Origin of the sequence: Paenibacillus sp. P13VS (assembly GCF_015143645.1) — a bacterium.
In the GTDB taxonomy this organism is placed as follows: Bacteria; Bacillota; Bacilli; order Paenibacillales; family Paenibacillaceae; genus Paenibacillus; species Paenibacillus xylanilyticus_A.
The window spans coordinates 735845-754848 of the sequence record NZ_WYEV01000003.1 but is presented as its reverse complement, the minus strand read 5'-3'; the positions used below and the strand labels follow the sequence as shown (position 1 = coordinate 754848).

16 protein-coding genes are annotated in these 19004 nt (G+C 46.4%); all 16 read left to right on the top strand.

The window, feature by feature from the left end; genetic code table 11:
- Nucleotides 1-53 precede the first annotated feature (53 nt).
- The 16 genes from GUA98_RS08300 (at nucleotide 54) to GUA98_RS08225 (ending at nucleotide 18837) form a co-directional block, all read left to right on the top strand.
- Nucleotides 54-1814 (top strand): sensor histidine kinase, encoded by a 1761-nt coding sequence (locus tag GUA98_RS08300; protein ID WP_193722691.1) that lies wholly within the window; start codon nucleotides 54-56, stop codon nucleotides 1812-1814.
- The gene (locus GUA98_RS08295) at nucleotides 1811-2947 is read left to right on the top strand and encodes a response regulator transcription factor (RefSeq protein ID WP_193722690.1); all 1137 of its coding nucleotides are present in this window, start codon (nucleotides 1811-1813) and stop codon (nucleotides 2945-2947) included. The genes GUA98_RS08300 and GUA98_RS08295 overlap by 4 nt, the downstream gene beginning before the upstream one ends.
- A 174-nt stretch (nucleotides 2948-3121) precedes the next feature.
- A complete protein-coding gene (locus GUA98_RS08290; RefSeq protein ID WP_193722868.1) occupies nucleotides 3122-4801 on the top strand; it encodes an extracellular solute-binding protein in 1680 nt (559 codons plus the stop codon).
- A gap of 85 nt (nucleotides 4802-4886) precedes the next feature.
- Nucleotides 4887-5777 (top strand): ABC transporter permease, encoded by an 891-nt coding sequence (locus GUA98_RS08285; protein WP_153978864.1) that lies wholly within the window; start codon nucleotides 4887-4889, stop codon nucleotides 5775-5777.
- A gap of 22 nt (nucleotides 5778-5799) precedes the next feature.
- Nucleotides 5800-6684: a carbohydrate ABC transporter permease gene (locus tag GUA98_RS08280; protein ID WP_193722689.1), complete on the top strand. Its 885-nt coding sequence runs from the start codon at nucleotides 5800-5802 to the stop codon at nucleotides 6682-6684.
- A 261-nt stretch (nucleotides 6685-6945) separates the two neighbouring features.
- Complete coding sequence (locus GUA98_RS08275; RefSeq protein ID WP_153978862.1) at nucleotides 6946-7485, top strand: glycerol-3-phosphate responsive antiterminator; 540 nt, start codon at nucleotides 6946-6948, stop codon at nucleotides 7483-7485.
- Nucleotides 7486-7624: 139 nt separating this feature from the next.
- Nucleotides 7625-8338, top strand: a complete 714-nt coding sequence (locus tag GUA98_RS08270) for a glycerophosphodiester phosphodiesterase (RefSeq protein ID WP_193722688.1) — start codon at nucleotides 7625-7627, stop codon at nucleotides 8336-8338.
- A gap of 18 nt (nucleotides 8339-8356) precedes the next feature.
- On the top strand, nucleotides 8357-9190 hold the full coding sequence (locus GUA98_RS08265; protein WP_193722687.1) for an HAD-IIA family hydrolase: 834 nt from the start codon (nucleotides 8357-8359) through the stop codon (nucleotides 9188-9190).
- Between the two features lie 38 nt (nucleotides 9191-9228).
- Nucleotides 9229-10065 carry a metallophosphoesterase family protein gene (locus tag GUA98_RS08260; RefSeq protein ID WP_193722686.1) on the top strand — a complete coding sequence of 279 codons (837 nt, stop codon included), beginning with the start codon at nucleotides 9229-9231 and terminating at the stop codon, nucleotides 10063-10065.
- A gap of 20 nt (nucleotides 10066-10085) precedes the next feature.
- On the top strand, nucleotides 10086-11174 hold the full coding sequence (locus GUA98_RS08255) for an ABC transporter ATP-binding protein (protein WP_193722685.1): 1089 nt from the start codon (nucleotides 10086-10088) through the stop codon (nucleotides 11172-11174).
- Complete coding sequence (locus tag GUA98_RS08250) at nucleotides 11171-12043, top strand: carbohydrate ABC transporter permease (RefSeq protein ID WP_153978857.1); 873 nt, start codon at nucleotides 11171-11173, stop codon at nucleotides 12041-12043. Before GUA98_RS08255 ends, GUA98_RS08250 begins: the two co-directional genes overlap by 4 nt.
- Before the next feature lie 19 nt (nucleotides 12044-12062).
- Nucleotides 12063-12887: a carbohydrate ABC transporter permease gene (locus GUA98_RS08245; RefSeq protein ID WP_153978856.1), complete on the top strand. Its 825-nt coding sequence runs from the start codon at nucleotides 12063-12065 to the stop codon at nucleotides 12885-12887.
- A 31-nt stretch (nucleotides 12888-12918) separates the two neighbouring features.
- Nucleotides 12919-14232, top strand: a complete 1314-nt coding sequence (locus GUA98_RS08240) for an ABC transporter substrate-binding protein (protein WP_153978855.1) — start codon at nucleotides 12919-12921, stop codon at nucleotides 14230-14232.
- 283 nt (nucleotides 14233-14515) lie between these two features.
- Nucleotides 14516-15505, top strand: coding sequence for an alpha/beta hydrolase (locus GUA98_RS08235; protein WP_167301700.1), 990 nt, complete (start codon nucleotides 14516-14518; stop codon nucleotides 15503-15505).
- Between the two features lie 370 nt (nucleotides 15506-15875).
- Nucleotides 15876-17174, top strand: a complete 1299-nt coding sequence (locus GUA98_RS08230) for an NCS2 family permease (RefSeq protein ID WP_153978853.1) — start codon at nucleotides 15876-15878, stop codon at nucleotides 17172-17174.
- A 235-nt stretch (nucleotides 17175-17409) separates the two neighbouring features.
- Complete coding sequence (locus GUA98_RS08225) at nucleotides 17410-18837, top strand: VanZ family protein (RefSeq protein WP_162009950.1); 1428 nt, start codon at nucleotides 17410-17412, stop codon at nucleotides 18835-18837.
- Nucleotides 18838-19004: the final 167 nt, after the last annotated feature.

Below are 19004 nucleotides of genomic sequence, written 5' to 3'. Positions count from 1 at the left end.
GGGACTTCCGCCGTGTCTGGCCTTTTTTGTAACCCGGAAGCGGAGATGAATGCATGAAACCAGAACATGTACGAAAATCCCGTATCGAACGAATTACGCTCAAAAATCGAATTCTTTTCCTTTTTGCGGCCGTAGCCCTCATTCCTTTCCTTTTATCCTGCTGTCTATCCTACCGAACAATCCATTCCATTTTGACGACCAAATTGCAATCCGGGATCCAAAGTAACCTGAAACAGGTGACCCTTTCCTTGGAAAACACACTCAGCAACCTGAATCATGTGTCTCAGCAGCTCGCCTTCGAGGGGAGCATTGGTAAACAGCTGGAGCAACTCATGCTTGCGGATCAACCATATGACCGCAGTTATTTGACCGACCAGATCAAAAATCAGCTGAACCTGATTGCGTTTACCAATCCCAATATCGGGTTATCGATGTACTATTTTCGTGAAGACGACACCTATCTCTTTGAAACTATGGGGGTGAAAGACTCATTCGATCCGGAGAATTTGCCGATCATGGCGAGTTATTACGGAATCACGTATTTCGGGCCTCATATCAGTAACGACAGGTTTAACGATCAATATGTTCTTTCTGCGCTGCGAAAGGTGGACCTGCCTGAACGGGACGATGCGTATGTATACATTGAAACCGGGTTTAATCTGACACAGAGCATTCTTGATCTGGATGATGTCAGTAAAAATACGGCCCACCTCATTTTGGATAATCACGGACGCATCTCTTACAGTGAGTTAAGGGACGCTTTCCCTGAAAACGCAAATTTCCCAGTTTCCGGCCAGCTCTCTGAACCTTCTACAACTTCGGGAATCGCTTCGGGCTATTACTGGTACCAGCAATACAGCAACCAGGGATGGAGTGTTGTGTCGCTCGTGTCCAAAGCAGATTATGATCAGGAGAAAAACCGCTGGATCATGCAGATGGTTCTGTTAACCGTGTTATCCGCCGCAGTCAGCTTGGCCATCGGCTGGTTGCTGTGGAAAATGGTATATCGGCCGTTGTCCCAATTCCACCGGGAAATGAAGCAGATGCTGAACAGCAACTTCGACGGGGTCGACGCGAATTCGCGCATACCTGAATTTGAGATGCTGCTCACACAATTCGGACGAATGAAGTCCCACATTGCAAGGTTGTATTCCGAAGTGGAGTTAAAGGAGAAGCGCAGGGCAGACCTGGAAATTGAAAAGCTGCTCTACCAGATCAATCCACATTTTCTGATGAATACGCTCGACACTGCGCACTGGCTGGCCGTCATGAATGGACAGGAGGAGATCGATCGGCTGGTTACTTCGCTGAACAAGCTGCTGTATTATAATTTGCGCTTGGGCGGTCAGAGCTCAACCATACGGGAGGAGATTGATTCGCTCAAGCAGTATCTGATCCTGCAGCAGATTCGCTATAATTTTCAATTCGATGTTGGCATTCATATCGATGACAAGCTGCTTAACGTGCCCGTGCCGAGGTTTATTTTGCAGCCGCTCGTTGAAAATTCGCTGTACCATGGACTGGATGACAAAGGAAGAATCGAAGTTGAAGTAAGCAGGCACAACGACCGGCTTGAAATTTCGATCAGAGACAACGGCAGGGGAATCTCCGAAGAAAAGATCAAAGCGCTGCTGGAACAAGAACAGGCCGAGCGTCATCGGGTCGGAATGGGGATTGGCATGAATTATGTTAAGCGCATGCTGGAGTCTTATTATGAAGGCCAAGCCAGTATGAACGTATCCAGCGAGTCGGGGCAAGGAACCTGGATTGTCATTGAGCTGCCAATTCACTGTGAAGGAGAGGGAAAATCATGATTGACGTACTCATCGTCGATGACGATCAACTTGTGCGCAAAGGGCTTATGCTCGCAATGCCTTGGGACAGATTTGATATGAGGATTGTTGGCGAAGCGGGAAACGGAGAGAAGGCGCTTGAATTTCTGTCTGAAAACCACGTCGATCTATTGATTACGGATCTGGCCATGCCTGTCATGTCAGGGATCGAGTTAATCCGCACCACTCGTAAGCTATACCCGGATCTGCTAATTGCGGTTCTGACCCTTCATCAGGATTTTGAATACATTCAGGAGGCACTCCGTCTGGGTGCCATCGATTACATTGCCAAAGTGCAGCTTGAGAAAGAACGGTTCGAGGAAGTGCTTGGGCGCATTCATGACCGTATTCAGGCCGACAGGCGAAAACGATTCAATGACGAAGCCACGATGGAATCCGGAAAGGATGCGTTATTTTATGGGGAGCAAGGAAAAGAAACTCCATCGTTCGATGAGTCGCGCTGTGAACGTGGACGGCCCGGGTCATCAGTCGTTGAAGCGAGCGATGTGAGTGTTAAGGACAAGTTGCATTCGTTTCGCTGGGTGCATGAAGAGTCTTATATGGTTGAACTTCTAGATGATTTGAAAACCATGAGATTACCTGTCCCCCGATTGATGCAGTTGCTGTACGGCGTAACGGAAGACTGGAACCGCACGTTTAAAAATATCGTCAGCACGGAAATGACAATACCTGTACATTTTGCATCATGGAACGATGTGGTGGAATGGATGGCGAACTTTCGGACAGAAGCACTACGTTTATCGGGTGGGCAGTATCTGCGCAAGGAAGTCAGCAGCAGTATCATGACCGCCGTCAAAATCATACATGACGAGCTGCAGAATCCACTATTCGCCAGCGATGTATCGAAGCGGGTCAACCTCAGCCGAAGTTATTTCAATCAATGCTTCAAGGAAATGATGGGTTATTCGTTTAACGAATATCTCCGCAAAATTCGGATCGACAAGGCGAAGGACTATCTGACTCAAACGGCCAAACCGATTGTCTGGATCGCGGAACATACAGGCTACGCGGACGAAAAATACTTCAGCCGGATTTTCCGTGAGCAGGTAGGCATGCTGCCAAGCGAGTACCGCAATGCACCAAGAAGAGGGTAGACGAATGGAGAGAAGGTAGGATGAATGAATTGTAAGCGTTAACAAAAACAGACGTTTCACCTCCTGTTCTTCGTTCGGCTCTCTATCCATAAACGTTTTCCGGCCGTGTTATATTGTTGGTGCTGGACGCGAAGGACATTCCATTAAAGGGGGAGCATCCATTTGGGCAAAAAAATGGTCATGGTGGCAATGATGCTGTTGCTCGCATTCACTAGCGCCTGCAGCGACGCGGGCAACGAGGATGAAACGGCGGAAAATAATACTACGCCTGGCGTTGTAGAAGAAGGGCCGGCAGATCCATTCGGTAAGTACGACCAGACGATTACACTAAGGTATGGCAAAGAGGTCGATCCAACAGACAAAAGTTTGCCTGCCGGGGACACACCGGAGAACAACCAGTATTCCCGTTATGTGAAGGATAATCTGAATATTGACACCAAAGTCACCTGGCAAGCGGCAACCGGAACCAACTATGAGCAGAAAGTGAACCTCGCGATTTCAAGCAATGATTTACCCGATGCACTCGTGGTCAAGGATACCCAGCTGCGGGCGATGGTGAAGGCGGGCCAGCTGGAAGACCTGACCGATGCATTTAATCGATATGCATCACCAGCCATGAAGAGTTATATGGAGAAAACAAACGGTGTGTCTGCCCAGGCAGTTACATTTGACGGGAAAATGTACGCTATTCCCAGTATACAAGTACAATCCGATGGTGTTCACCAAATGTGGATACGCAAAGACTGGCTCGACAAGCTGGGACTTGAACCGCCCAAAACAATGGAAGAACTGGAGAACGTGGCGAAAGCATTCGTGGAACAAGACCCGGACGGCAACGGCAAGAACGATACGATTGGGATTGCAGGGCAGCAGAACGGCAGCCGGTTATATGCGAATTTCCTGGAATCAACAAATAACACGTATGGACTTGATCCGATCTTCGGGGCTTATAAGGCCTATCCTGGTTTCTGGTTAAAAGATAATGCAGGCAACCCGGTCTACGGTTCCATTCTGCCAGAAACGAAGGAAGCGCTCGCCAAACTGCGCGACATGTATGCGAATGGGCTAATCGACAAGGAACTCGGCATTCGCAAAGCAGCGTCCGAGTCTGTAGTCAACGGTAATGCTGGTATTTTCTTCGCACCATGGTGGATGGGATACGGACCTCTTCCCGATGCGATTAAAAACGATCCGAAAGCCAACTGGCAGGCATATTTGCTGCCGCTGGATGCTGATGGACAATTTAATGCTCATATGGGCGCCCCTTCTACCGTATTCGTTGTTGTGCGCAAAGGATATGAACATCCCGAAGCAGTCATCAAAATGCTGAATCTGCTCATTCGGGATGAATCGAAGTTTGATATCTCTGTGCCTGTAGGTCACTATCCGCTGCGTGTACCGATGTCCTATATGGATGAGAGCGAATATTCAGCGAAGGCTTTGCAGGAAGTACTTGCTGGCACGAAAAAACCGGAAGACTTCACCGATCCAGGCTACAAATTGCTTGCTGCAGACATTCAGAACGTCAAAAAGGTAAAGAAAGAGCCGTATGACAATATGGACATCCAGTATTGGGATCCTCAGGCTGACCTTGGCGTATGGAGCCGCATCTATTCACTGCTGGTCGGATCATCATCCTTGCAGCAGGACTATAACAAGGTGTATAGCCTTCTCTATTCCCAGACCCGCACCATGGAAAGCCGCTGGTCCAATCTGAAGAAGCTGGAGGATGAAACCTTCCTGAAAATCATCATGGGAGCTGCACCTCTGGATACATTCGATACGTTTGTAAACGATTGGAAAAAGCAAGGCGGCGACAAAATCACTGAGGAAGTGAAGGAGTACGTCAAGTAGGCAGCTGTCCAGAGCGCCGGGTCGGTCATCCGGCGCTTCTTCTTGAGAAGATCAGGGATGGGAGATTGCGGAGGAGGAACACTGGATGCGAAACCGAAGTTTCATCAAACATTACTACATTATGTTATTGCCCGGAATGGTATGGCTGCTGTTTATCAGCATCATTCCCATGTTCGGGATTGCCATTGCCTTTCAGGACTTTAACCCGGGCCAGGGCATTTGGAAATCGACCTGGATCGGGCTGGAGAACTTCGAATATATGTTTAGCCTGAATGATACCAAGACCATTTTCTTCAATACCGTGTACATTGCCGTCATGAAAATTGCGGGTAACCTGATTGTGCCATTAGTCTTTGCGATCATGCTGAATGAACTTCGTCTTATGGTGATTAAGCGCTGGGTTCAAACGATCGTGTACCTTCCGCACTTTTTGTCCTGGGTTATCCTGTCAGGCATATTGCTCGATGTGTTTTCGTACACGGGTCCTGTCAACGGATTACTGAACATCGTTGGGATTGAACCGGTGTTGTTCTTCGCCCGGGCAGACTTGTTTCCATTTATTGTCGTCGGAAGTGATGTATGGAAGGAGTTCGGCTTCAACACGATCATCTACTTGGCTGCACTGACGGGCATCAGTCCATCCCTGTACGAAGCCGCTTCAATTGACGGAGCAACCCGGATGCGTAGAATCTGGCATGTGACGCTGCCCGGCTTGCGTACCACAATTGTGCTTTTGGCAGTGTTAAGCCTGGGGAATGTACTGAATGCAGGTTTTGATCAGATTTTCAACCTGTACAACCCGCTGCTCTACTCCACGGGTGACATTATCGATACTTGGGTATACCGCGAAGGGCTGCTAAACATGCAGTACGGACTTGCAACCGCAGTTGGTTTGCTGAAGTCAGTGGTCAGTTTTGTGCTCATTATCGTTTCGTATCTGCTGGCTTCGAAGTTCGCCAATTACCGCATATTCTGATAAGGAGAAGGAGTCGAGCGAGATGATAAGAGAAACAACGCTGCGATCCAGGGTGTTTGATGTCACGCTTCTGGTTGTGCTGCTCCTGATTGCATTCCTGTGCATACTGCCCCTCTGGTATACGCTGGCCGTATCCTTAAGCGAAAAATCAGCGGCGGCTGCCGGAAAAGTATGGTTATGGCCCGTTGGCTTCAACTTCAATTCATATCAACAAATTATCGGCGATCGTTCCTTTTTCAACTCCTTCTGGATTTCCATTCAACGGGTTGTGCTTGGTGCGACAATTACGTTTGTGGTGACAACGATGATGGCTTATCCGCTCTCACGAAGCCCACGCGAATTCCGCATGCGCAATGTGTTCATGTGGATTCTCGTGTTCACGCTGCTGTTCAACGGCGGACTGATTCCATGGTACATGACGGTGAAGGCGATTGGGCTGTATGATACCATCTGGGCACTTGTTCTTGGCGGGGGAGTGCCGGTATTCAACGTCATTCTGATCGTGAACTATTTCCGTAACCTGCCCAAGGAACTGGACGAGGCTGCTCTTGTGGACGGGGCCGGGCCGTGGCGAATGATAATCACCATTTATGTACCGCTGGCCGTACCGGTACTGGCTACGGTCACATTGTTCACTATCGTCTACCATTGGAATGAGTTCTTCCATGGATTGGTGCTGACTTCAGGGCAGGATCACTATCCGCTGCAAACATTAATCCAGCAATTCGTTGTGGTCATCGACGCGTCCAACATGACGGAAGACCAATATAAACGGATGAACGAGTTATCGAATCAAACCCTGAATGCCGCAAAAATTTTCATTGCTATGCTTCCTGTACTTATTGTCTATCCGTTCCTGCAGCGCTTTTTCATTCACGGTATTACACTGGGTTCGGTGAAGGAGTAGCTGCATTAGACATAGCCTAAGAACAAACGAATAGCGTGACTGAATAGGTCTGTAGTCGATTTCGTCGATACGGACCTATTTTTATTAAAGCGTTCAGTTAACTTGAGTTGCTCCGAACCAAATTTAATCTAGCATTTAGGATGTCTCCGAATGGTGAATGTTGAGTCGTGAAATTAACAACCCGTTTACATGAACATGAAACAAAAGAAATATTTCAGCTTTAACATTTAAGATGACAAATGAGGGAATGAGGACTGAATCATGAAGAACTATCCGATCATCGCCTCCATTACGGTAGATGAACAGATTGCACAGGCTATAGCAAGCGATGTGAAGCGAGTTATTCTGATGACAGGAAACATTACAAATCTTGGATCCATTATAGACAGGCTGCATCAGAGCGGCAAACAGGCCTATGTACATACCGAGATGGTATCCGGGATTGGACGAGATGCCTCGGCCATACAATATCTTGCCGATGTGTTTAAAGTGGATGGTATCGTGACAACGAAGAGTAATGCGGTTTCTGCGGCCAAGCAAGCAGGCATACGGAGCATTCAGCGCATATTTGCCATTGATTCAGCAGCCATTGAGACTGCCGTGCGAATGATTAAGAGCTACAAGCCGGATGAGGTTGAACTGATGCCGGGGCTGATGCCGCGAGTCATCCAAGAGCTGAATGAGCGCATCACACAGCCGTTAATTGTTGGTGGGCTGATCCGGCATGAGGAAGAGATACAGCAAGCCCTAAAGAGTGGGGCAGATTTTGTATCGATAGGCCATGAGAAATTCTGGACTTAATTTCATACATTTATCCTTGGGTGGAGACGACGAGAAAACCCGGTGGTAAGTAAATCAATACAACCTTGATGTTGAAGGAGGGTGATTTGCTGCTGGGTTTTTTGTGTTGTCCAAAAAATACAACAGGAGGTAATGGAGCATGATCATTCAAGCAGTCGCACATCGAGGCTATCCAAAGAAATATCCTGAAAATACGTTGTCTTCCTTTTTAAAAGCGGTGGAACTTGGGTTCACCCATCTCGAACTGGATGTACATCTCAGCCAGGATGGTATCCCGGTTGTCATTCATGATCATACGGTTGACCGCATGACGAATGGAACGGGCAGAGTAGCTGATTATACTGCTTCGGAACTGCAATCGTTCCACATAAAACAAGGTGAGCACATACCAACCCTTGAAGAGGTGCTTCGAGCTTTGAAGGGGAAAATTGGACTTAACATTGAGCTTAAGCAGATGGGGACTTACTATCCTCAGCTCGAGGAGAAGGTACTTGAAGTGATTAAGGAATTCAGCATGCTGGATCAGGTCGTCATTACGTCATTTGATTTTGACGCCTTGGAGAGAATCAGACAATTATCTAGTGAGGTACGCATCGGTCTGATTACCTTTGGTTGTTCGAAGGCTATTCTTGACTGGTCTGTAGAGATCGGAGCCACGTTCTTGTCCATGCATTATGCTTTTGTGACCGAGCATTATATTCATCGATGTCAAGAGCTGGGGATTCAACTGATGGCCTGGACAATTAACGATACCTCCGTCATGAAGAAATTTCAGGATTACCCGTCCGTGTGGGTCTGTACAGACGAGCTCGAATCCTTCGTGGATGTGTTGGAGCTGTCCAGCTCAGTATGAGTGGGCAAGGGTAAGGTTATGGAAAATGTATATGATTACGATGCGTATTGCTTCGATCTAGACGGAACGATTTATGTTAGCCAGATGATCCTTCCTGGTGTAAACAGCTTCATAAGCAGCTTGAGATCCCAAGGCAAGCGTCTGTTGTTCTTAACGAATACTCCCGTACATACGAGGGAGGATTGCTACAAGAGGCTGCTGAGTTTGGGTGTACCATGCGCGCTTGACGAAATTCTGACCGCGGGATACGTGTCAGGGATGTATTTTGCAGAGTATGCGCCTGATGCCCAGGTACTGGTTGTAGGTGAAGAGGCTTTGCGGAGTGAACTTCGAGCGATTGGGATCAGTATGACGGAAGATCCAACTCAATCAACGCATGTATTAGTCGGAATGGATCGGCAGTTCCATTACGACAAGCTTCATCTGGCGGCAAAAGCAGTTCGCCATGGAGCAGTTCTCATCGCAACGAATCCGGACAGCTGCTGTCCCGTCCAGGGAGATATCATTCCGGATACCGGCTCGATTCTAAGCTCGATTGAGGCAGCCAGCCAGCAGAAAACATCCGTCGTGATTGGTAAACCCTCCCGTTACTATGCAGAGAAGGCAATCCAGCTCTTGAATGTGAACAACAGCAGATGCCTTATGATAGGCGATCGGCTGGAGACCGATATTTTATTTGGTCAACAGAATGGAATGAAGACGGCCCTCGTGCTCACAGGCATCTCCTCAAGAGAGGATATCGAGGAAACAGGGATTATTCCGGACTATATATGGTCTTCTTTCAACGAATGCATCATGGAGCAGGATAGCCAATCCAAGCACTCAATGGTGCTGCAAATGAAGAGAATTTAAATAGCAGTAAGTTCTGAAAAATAATGGAGGTGGAGTTCATGCGTTTAGCGTTACTTGGTGATTATCACTATTCATGCATGAGTCACGGAACGGAAGAGATGAAAGCTGCAAGAGTTCGAGCTTATGAACATATGCTCAAGGCTTTTTTGGAGGTTGAGGCGGACTTTCATATCTCTATTGGCGATTTGACGCATGAAGGAACGGCTCAGGAATTCAGATCGATGTTCTCCTTCCTTTCCAGGAGTGAACGGAACTTCATTCATGTGCTTGGCAATCATGACACGTATTCGATACCAAAGCATGAAATCTCCAAATTAACCGGTCAAGATCGCTATCGGGCGATTGACACGCCTCATGCCAAGCTGATTTTTCTGGACACAACCCAGGAAATGAATCCTGCAGATTGGGGTGGGGAGCTGGACGTAGAACAGCTGGCATGGCTCAAAGGAGAGCTTACTAATTCATACGACAAGCAAGTACTCCTTTTCGGGCACCATCCGGTATTTGATACCACTGCACGCTCGACGCTCGATAAGCTGTACATTCGTCCACAGGATGAACTGAAGAGCATCTTCAATAATCAACCGGAAGGCGGCATCTATTTCTGCGGACATAATCACATAAACTCCATCGTGAAGCAGGGGAAGTGGCACTATGTTCAGACCGCAGCTTGTCTGGATGTGCCGGCATACCGTGTTATCGAAGTCCATGAGGGCCAGGTAGAGATAACTCACCATCCGATACAGGGAGCGGGTCTCCTCGATGATATTCAGCGCTTTTGCTGTGATATGCCAGGCTTTGGCCCTGTCACGGGTGCATTAGGAGAAGAAAGCGACCTTATTTTATCGGTTCAATTCGCATCGGCCGCTCAATAAATAAAAGAGGAGTGAAGCTCATGGCACAAATTGTGCTGAAGCAGATTGAAAAAAGCTTCAAGCAGGATAAAGTCATAGCGGGTCTGGATCTGACCATTGAGGATGGTTCATTTACGGTATTGGTCGGCCCCTCTGGCTGTGGAAAATCGACGACACTCCGCATGATCGCAGGGCTCGAGAAAGAAACGGGCGGAGAAATTTGGATTGGAGATCAATGTGTCAATGGTGTAGAACCAGGCAAGCGCAATGTGGCCATGGTATTCCAGAACTATGCATTATATCCAATGATGACAGTCAAGGAGAACATTGAATTTGGACTCGTGAATCGCAAGGTGCCCCGGCCCGAACGCGAGCGCCTCGTTAAGGAAATCACGGAGGTCGTCGGTCTGGCAGAGTATCTGCACAAGAAGCCGCAAGCTCTGTCTGGAGGTCAGCGCCAGCGGGTTGCCTTGGCACGGGCCATGGTGAAGAGTCCTGCAGTCTTCTTGATGGACGAACCGTTGTCGAATCTCGATGCCAAGCTTCGTCATCAAATGCGAACGGAGTTAATTCAGCTTCACAAACGGCTGGGTGCAACCTTTGTCTTTGTTACACATGATCAGGTTGAGGCGATGTCGATGGGAGATCGGATCGTCATCATGAACAAAGGATTGATTCAACAAGCAGATGGTCCAATAAAAATCTACGACGATCCCGATAATGTGTTCACAGCCCAGTTTATTGGTACACCGCCGATGAATGTGATTGATCGTGAACGTATCCTGCCATACTTGAGTGGGCAGCTGCATGACAACATTGGGCAGGTTGGTTTCAGACCGGAGAAAGCAACGATGACGCTTGAGAATCGGCCGCAGTCCGGACTTGTTCATTTCCCAGGGCGGATCATGACACGTGAGACACTAGGTGCAGAAATCATCTATCAACTGGAATCTGCGCTTGGACTTGTGTCTGTGAAGAGTTATTTGAAGCCATTGGAGACAGCTTCCGAGGTGAACATCACGGTCTCCATGCAGGACCTGTACTACTTCGATCGCAACGGAGTCCGTGCTCGTCAGCATGAGAGATCCGTAGAGAGAGAGCTTATTGTCCTGGGAGGGAAATATTCATGACCGTTTGGTCCAAATTTCGTCCCTATGTCATGGTGGCTCCCTCGATCGTCATATTTTCGATCTTTTTCATCTATCCGATCTTCTATATGATCTTCCTGAGTTTTTATAACTGGGATTTCATTAATCCGGTCAAGGAGTTTGTAGGCTTCAACAACTTTACCGAGTTATTTAAGGATCGTGCGTTTCTACAAGTCCTGGGCAATTCCTTGAACTATACGCTTCTTTCCGTATCTTTATCCATTGTAATATCACTGCTGCTAGCCATATGGCTGAATCGGGAAGGCGCATGGTACGGATTCGTTCAGGGTGCGCTATTTAGTCCACATATTGTTTCTCTTGTATCGGTATCCCTGGTGTGGATGTGGCTGATGGATCCCAAATTCGGTTTACTTAACGGATTACTCGACATGATGGGCTTGCCCAAGCTGGAGTGGCTCAGCAGTCCAGACAGTTCATTACTGTCACTTGTGCTTGTTTCGGTCTGGAAGGGAGTGGGTTACAACGCGCTCATCTTCATCGCTGGGCTTCAAAGTATTCCAAAGGATGTGTATGAAGCTTCAGCTCTGGACGAGGCCAATTGGTGGAGGAAGTTCTACAAGATTACGCTGCCAATGCTCTCACCAACCCTTTTCTTCCTAATTATCATTAATCTGATCAGTTCGTTCCAGGTGTTTGAAACCATAGCCATCATGACCAATGGAGGTCCGATCAATTCAACGAATACGCTCGTCTTTTACATCTATGAGTACGGATTCCGCTACTTCAAGATCGGTTACGCTTCGGCAGCGGGAGTTATCCTGCTTGTTGTTGTTGGTTTGCTTACATTAGTCTACTTCAAGCTGCTAAGCCGCAAGGTTCACTACCAATAGAAAGGAGAAGGGAAATGTCATGGCAAGTAAGTCAATTCTGCGTGCTCTGAACGTCACGGGGACGATCGTCCTGGTTGCGATTTTTGCTATCCCTTTTCTATGGATGATCTCAACATCATTGAAGTCGTATCCGGAGACCGTGATCTTTCCCCCCAAATGGATTCCATCCAAGGTGATGTGGAGCAATTTCCAGGCGGCATGGGAATCTGGACCTTTCTTGAAATATCTAATGAACAGTGTTGTTGTATCCATCAGTATCCTTCTTCTTCAATTTACGACCATTATATTGGCAGCTTATGCGTTTGCCAGATACTCCTTCAAAGGAGACAAGCTGTTATTTGGAATTACGATGGTCACTTTAATGATTCCAGGTCAGCTCATCTTTTTGCCCGTGTATTTGTTACTCAGCAAGTGGGGACTCATTAACAATCTGCTGGCACTTATTCTGCCCTTCGCTTCCAGCGCCTTTGGGATCTTCATGCTCAGGCAGTCATTCAAGCAGGTACAGGAAGAACTTATTGAAGCTGCACGGCTTGACCAGACACCTGAATGGAAGATCATCCTTAGGATTATGGTGCCGATGGCCCGTCCGACGCTGGTAACCTTTGCATTATTCAGCTTCATTGCACACTGGAACGATTATTTTTGGCCGCTTGTGATGACCACCTCGGATGCAGCCAGAACACTTCCGATTGGGATTTCCAAGCTTCGCGAGGTGGACGGAGGGGCGGCATGGCACATTTTGATGGCTGGAAACATGATTTTGGTCGTTCCGATTCTGATTGTTTTCTTATTTGGACAACGGCAAATTATTAAAGCATTTGTTTATTCGGGTGTGAAATAATTCAATCCATTATTCGTAGGAGGGTTTATTCATGAAGAAGTTTGGTTCACTTTTGTTAGCAGGAACGCTTGCACTTGCTTTAGCTGGTTGTGGTGATTCCAATTCTGCGGGTTCAAGCGATAATGCTGCTGCTTCTGGGAGTTCGAACGGCACGGCGAACAAACCGGTAGAGATTACATATTGGTACTCATGGGGGGACAAGATTGCCGAGAACAATGAGAACCTGGTGAAAATGTTTAATGAATCCCAGGATGAAGTAATTGTGAAGGCAGAATATCAGGGATCGTATGCAGATCAGCATTCCAAGGCACAGGCTGCTTTTGCAGCGGGCAATGCTCCCGAAGTATGGCAAAATGAAATTGCTTCGGTTGGTGTATTTGCCGAATCCGGCATGACGCAGGAGTTGACTTCTTTTGTAGAGAAGGATCAGCTTGATATGGATGATTTCATTCCAGGTCTGATGGGAAATTCCTACGTGAATGACAAGCTGTATGCTCTGCCTTATTTACGCAGTACACCTATCCTGTACTTCAACCGTACGATGCTGGAGGAGGCGGGACTTGATCCTGCAGGACCGAAGAATTGGACTGAATTTGAAGATTATGCACGCAAGCTAACGATTAAGGATCAGCGCTATGGCATCTCGATGCCTGTCGATATTTGGTTCTATGAAGCTTTTGTAAGACAGAGCGGAGGAACGATGATTAGTGAAGATGGGAAAAGTGCGGCATTCAATAATGAAACGGGAATTGCACCTGTGAAGTTGTGGCTGAAGATGAAGGATGAAGGCATCATGAGCATCGGTACGACGGATGACGCGGGTACGCAAGCCAAGACGGATTTCCACAATCAGCGTTCAGCGATGCTGTTCGCTTCCACTGCAGACCTGACCAATAATATGAAGGTTGCAGAAGAGCAGGGCTTTGAACTTGGAACGACATTTATGCCTGCAAATGATACGTTTGGTGTGCCAACGGGTGGTGCAAACCTGGTCATGACCTCTGGCCTGTCCCCCGAAAAGCAGGAAGCGGCGTGGAAGTTTATCAAGTGGATGACCTCGAAAGAGCAAACGATCTATGCGAGCTCCTTCACGGGATATTTGCCTAGCCGAATCAGCGCGGTGGAAAGTGATGAAATGAAGAAGCTTTATGAAGAGAAGCCGCTGTTTAAAGTAGCGGTAGACCAACTGGAATATGCAGGTCCTCGTCCGATGCAGAAGGTTTATCCTGAAATTGGTGAGATGATTAAGGATGAGATTCTTCGTGCAGTTGTTGATTCGTCCGTTACGGCAGAAGCAGCAATAGCCGAAGCAGCGAAGAAGGCTGATGCCTTGTTGAGTAAGTAGAACAAGATGAAAGTGCAAAGGGGTTAGACGGTAATTTTCCGCTAGCCCCTTTGTTATGTCCCTGGGAAATGGAGAGAATCGGGCTTAGCGCTTCATAACGAGGACAAAACCAGGCCCAAGGGATGTGAATCGTATTCTCCAGTTACGTTGATTTAACAATGACATCACTTGATTTTGACTTGTTCATATTCAGTTCATACTGCCGTCACGAAGTAGACATCTTGCTTGGTTACACTTCAACTATGTCGCCAAGGCGACGCTTCAGAAGCGAAGACAGGAGAAGATGAATGTGGCAAAAACGGTGGAAATACAAACAACGGGAACGAAAATCCGTAAGAAACGAAGCTTATGGTTGAAAATAATCGGAGGTATCGCCGGTGGACTTGTACTGTGCATGGGCATCGTATTTGTAGTGAATGCCATCAGTAACGGAGTCGAGAAAAAGAAAATCGAACCGTATGGCCAGTATGTCCATGTGGATGGGAAAAAGATGAATGTATATATTCAAGGAGAGGGTGAGCAGACGATTGTTCTGCTTCCGGGACAAGGTACTCCATCGCCGGTGCTTGACTTCAAATTGTTGATTGATGAATTGTCTCCCGATTACAGAGTCGTAGCCATTGAGCCCTTTGGTTATGGGTTGAGTGACGAAACGGAGAAGGCGAGAACAACAGAGAATATTATCAGCGAATATCACGAAGCTGTACAGCAGCTTGGTATTGACCGTTACATTCTGATGGGGCATTCAATCACAGGACTTTATGGAGTATCCTATGTGAAGACATATCCGGATGAAGTTCTTGCTTTTGTCGGCATTGACAGCAGTGTTCCCAATCAACCCGGCATGGATGTGCAATTGCCTCTGGGATTGATGCAGTTCCTTCAGGATTCAGGTTGGATGAGATTCATGAAAGCAGTGAGTGCAGATCCTTATGCATCTCTTGATTTCGATGAACATACCAAAGAGCAGATGGAATTGATTTCGAATCAGGTTGCGACCAATCCGACGCTGTTGGATGAGCTAAGGCATCTCGGCTCCAACTTCAAAAATGGAGAACAGCTCACTTATCCTGCTGATCTGCCCGTGCTTCTTTTTGTTCAATCGAATAATGAGAACAATCCGCAGTGGGTTCCGCTGCATGCGGAGCAAGCCGCACAATCTGCCCAGGGCAAGATGATCCCGATGGAAGGTTCACACTACCTGCATCATACGAAATACCGAGAAATTGCTGAGGAATTTAGAGAGTATATGAAAACAAATCGAGTAGGTTAGTTGATCATAAAACTGCGGTACCATAATGGGTGCCGTTTTTTTTGTTATGCATTTCCGATTACGGATGATCAGAAAGGGAATGTATCTCTACCCGAAAAACGAATGAATTAATTGCAATCCATAGTTATAGTTCGTAATTAACTGTGAACAAATCGGTTGATTCGTTGACAATGCGTGTTACTTTTATTAAAATACGAAATGGACATCAGGTTATAACAGATATGAGGATCACTTTTTGAATCTCTAAGCTTAGCTGTTCAATCCTAATGACGAATATAGGAGCGGTAATATTACAATCCTATACGAAGATTAGGATTTTTTTGTTTTTATCTAATCCAGAAATAATTGAAAGTTGGAGGCTGGCTTTACCATGAACAATTGGTTCAAACTGAAAGAAAGAGGCACGAGTGTTTCAACCGAAATCATCGCAGGGATCACGACATTCTTCACGATGGTATACATAGTGATCGTAAACCCGGGAATACTCAGCAGCACGGGAATGGAGTTCAACGGGGTATTCATTGCAACAGTACTGGCGAGCATTGTGGCAACGCTGATTATGGGGATATGGTCCAACTATCCGATCGTTATCGCGCCGGGTATGGGTCTGAATGCATTTTTTGCCTACAGTGTAGTTGCAGGATATGGTGTGTCCTGGCAGGTTGCACTAGGTGCGGTATTTATCGCAGGGCTTTTGTTTATTGTTTTATCACTTACTTCCTTCCGTTACATGCTGCTCGATGCCATTCCGGCGAGTCTTAAGCACGCGATTACAGCAGGGATCGGTCTGTTTATTACGACGGTAGGCTTGCAAAATGCAGGAATTATTGCCGATTCGGAGTCGAATTTGATTACCATCGGGAATTTGGCAGAACCAATGACCTACCTGACGATTATTGGGTTGATTATTACGGTTGTGTTGATGGCTTACAATGTAAAAGGTTATCTGTTCATCGGAATGGTGGTTACAGCGATTCTGGCCTGGATAATGGGGCTATTTCAAATGCCGGAATCCATCGTATCCATGCCGGAAGGGCTTACAGCAACGGCTTTCCAACTGGATTTGTCAGGTGTATTCTCAAATGGCTTGTATACGATCATCTTCACCTTCCTGTTAATTACGCTATTTGATACAACGGGAACGATGCTGGGTGTTGCTGAACAAGCAGGACTCCTGAAAGACGGGAAATTCCCTCGCTCACGCGGTGCGCTCTTGGCAGATGCCGTAGGAACAACGACCGGCGCCTTGCTCGGAACCAGCCCAACATCGGCTTATATCGAGTCCAGCACAGGGGTAGCTGCAGGAGGAAGAACGGGACTGACGGCAGTAACGGTAAGTGTGCTGCTTGCGCTTACGCTGTTCTTCACACCTATCGTAAGCGTAATATCCGGTATTCCAGCGATTACTTCTCCGGCACTGATTATTGTCGGGTACTTCATGATCAGCGTTATCAGCAAAATCAACTGGAAGGATCTCGAAGAAACATTTCCTGCTTTCCTGATTATCATCCTTACTCCACTAACGCACAGTATTGCGACGGGTATTGGCGTAGGATTCATCTTCTATCCGGTTCTGAAGCTGCTTCGTGGTAAAGGCAAGGATGTTCATCCGGTATTCTACGTGTTTGCGGTATTGTTCTTCATCCAGCTTGTATTTTTGGATCACTAAAAAACGATTTATAATAGAAGGAGAGCTGCTTGTAATTGTACAAGCGGCTCTCCTTTTTGGTATTTAAACACCTTTTCAGAATTGAAACCAAATTTATTACTTAGGATCTCAAGTACAATCTTACACGATTGAAAGATTCATGAAAGCTTGATAGATAGGAGCTTTTTTCCACTGTCAGTATACTTGAACTATTAAAAGTTGCGCAGTGCAGCCAATCATGATGGAGGAGATACAGATGGATTTCATTCAAGTGGTACAGAAACTATTACCTGTTGCGGGTGTTGCATTAATAGTCGGTCTCATAGCCTTTGGAATCGTGTTATTGGCGTATAGGTTGTATAGAAAAAGAGGAGGAAAACGCATCATAAAATTATGGCAGTTTATAGCCTCATTTTCATTGATGGGCTGGCTGATCATGGTCATGATGTTAACAACATTTAGCAGAGGGGCTAACTATAGCGGATGGGTAAACCTGGAGTTGTTCAGCGGCTATGTAAATGCATGGAACCAATGGTCGCTGAGTGAATTCCAGCTTATTATTTTCAATATGTTGATGTTTGCACCCCTAGGCTTCCTGCTTCCACTTCTGGGAAAGAAGACACGTGGCTTCAAATCGATATTAATCATATCGCTAATGATCACAATTGGTATAGAAACATTTCAAATGGCGACAGGCAGAGGGATATTTGAACTGGATGACATATTGCACAATACGCTCGGCAGTTTAGCAGGATACGGGTTGATGAGTGCAATCCTTGATATCAGGCAGCAAAAGAGAATATCCCTCAAAGCGATGTTTCGTGCCCTCTGCATTCCTTTGACCTTTGTACTGTTATTTACAGGGGCACTCATGATGTATTCCAGCCAAGAGCTCGGGAATCTTGCCATTCGTCCAGCCACATCGCAGAAAATGAATCAGGTCCATGTGACGCTAGACACAAAACTGCCCGACCACGCTGAACCCGTAGCACTATATCGAAGCTTTGAGATTCATAACATGGAGTATGCCAAGCAGATGGTTTCATTACTGAGTGATCATTTTCAACTGCAGCAGAGAGGTCACATCTCCATTGACGGATTCAACCGGATCTGGAATCTGTATGACAGCGGAGGAACCGATTACACCTTTAATTACAACGTGAATAGTGGCAATTGGTCGTTGGCACCTAATCAGTATGCGACGAACTCAATGCAGGCGGAGGTTTTGGAGGAAAAAGGAACTGCCTATGGTAAGTGGCTAAGTCAGCAAGGATTACTGCCTAAGGAAGCTGAATTTAGTACACAAAATGAAGATACCGTTCGATGGGATTTGCATATGTCCAACTCCGAAATGGCAACAGAACAGCGAGACGTAGATCATGGGATGATCATCATTGTTCCTGCGGCAGAAGGTCTTATTCCACAAGATTTGTTCTATGCCATGAATAAGAATAAATATATACGTACCGTAGATGTGAGCAGTCCGGCGGACGCGTATGAAGAAGTTCTTAGAGGGAATTTCTACATGTATAATGATCTGCAAAAAAACGACGAATTGATTGTGACCGATTATGAACTGACCTATGTCTACGATTCAAAAGGGTATTACCAGCCCGTCTACCAATTCAAGGGAACCGTCAACGGGGAAGAGTGGAGCACTCAGATACCAGCCTTGAAGAATTGACTAAGAGTATGAAAAGGACCGTTGAGCTTGTGATGAGCTCAATGGTTTTTTGTGTTTGTTTCTTTAGTTTTTATAATATTTATAATTAAATCAACTTTATGTTTAATATTATTAAAATAAAATTTGATTTTATTTAATTATTTGGTTATTATATGTATAAAAGGAGG

What these genes read in the sequence shown, in the direction of transcription:
- GUA98_RS08280 (WP_193722689.1), top strand. Translation starts at nt 5,800, where the DNA reads ATGATAAGAGAAACAACGCTGCGATCCAGGGTGTTTGATGTCACGCTT.
- GUA98_RS08250 (WP_153978857.1), top strand. Translation starts at nt 11,171, where the DNA reads ATGACCGTTTGGTCCAAATTTCGTCCCTATGTCATGGTGGCTCCCTCG.
- GUA98_RS08225 (WP_162009950.1), top strand. Translation starts at nt 17,410, where the DNA reads ATGGATTTCATTCAAGTGGTACAGAAACTATTACCTGTTGCGGGTGTT.
- GUA98_RS08285 (WP_153978864.1), top strand. Translation starts at nt 4,887, where the DNA reads ATGCGAAACCGAAGTTTCATCAAACATTACTACATTATGTTATTGCCC.
- GUA98_RS08235 (WP_167301700.1), top strand. Translation starts at nt 14,516, where the DNA reads ATGAATGTGGCAAAAACGGTGGAAATACAAACAACGGGAACGAAAATC.
- GUA98_RS08260 (WP_193722686.1), top strand. Translation starts at nt 9,229, where the DNA reads ATGCGTTTAGCGTTACTTGGTGATTATCACTATTCATGCATGAGTCAC.
- GUA98_RS08300 (WP_193722691.1), top strand. Translation starts at nt 54, where the DNA reads ATGAAACCAGAACATGTACGAAAATCCCGTATCGAACGAATTACGCTC.
- GUA98_RS08255 (WP_193722685.1), top strand. Translation starts at nt 10,086, where the DNA reads ATGGCACAAATTGTGCTGAAGCAGATTGAAAAAAGCTTCAAGCAGGAT.
- GUA98_RS08295 (WP_193722690.1), top strand. Translation starts at nt 1,811, where the DNA reads ATGATTGACGTACTCATCGTCGATGACGATCAACTTGTGCGCAAAGGG.
- GUA98_RS08290 (WP_193722868.1), top strand. Translation starts at nt 3,122, where the DNA reads ATGGTCATGGTGGCAATGATGCTGTTGCTCGCATTCACTAGCGCCTGC.
- GUA98_RS08245 (WP_153978856.1), top strand. Translation starts at nt 12,063, where the DNA reads ATGGCAAGTAAGTCAATTCTGCGTGCTCTGAACGTCACGGGGACGATC.
- GUA98_RS08275 (WP_153978862.1), top strand. Translation starts at nt 6,946, where the DNA reads ATGAAGAACTATCCGATCATCGCCTCCATTACGGTAGATGAACAGATT.
- GUA98_RS08230 (WP_153978853.1), top strand. Translation starts at nt 15,876, where the DNA reads ATGAACAATTGGTTCAAACTGAAAGAAAGAGGCACGAGTGTTTCAACC.
- GUA98_RS08240 (WP_153978855.1), top strand. Translation starts at nt 12,919, where the DNA reads ATGAAGAAGTTTGGTTCACTTTTGTTAGCAGGAACGCTTGCACTTGCT.
- GUA98_RS08270 (WP_193722688.1), top strand. Translation starts at nt 7,625, where the DNA reads ATGATCATTCAAGCAGTCGCACATCGAGGCTATCCAAAGAAATATCCT.
- GUA98_RS08265 (WP_193722687.1), top strand. Translation starts at nt 8,357, where the DNA reads ATGGAAAATGTATATGATTACGATGCGTATTGCTTCGATCTAGACGGA.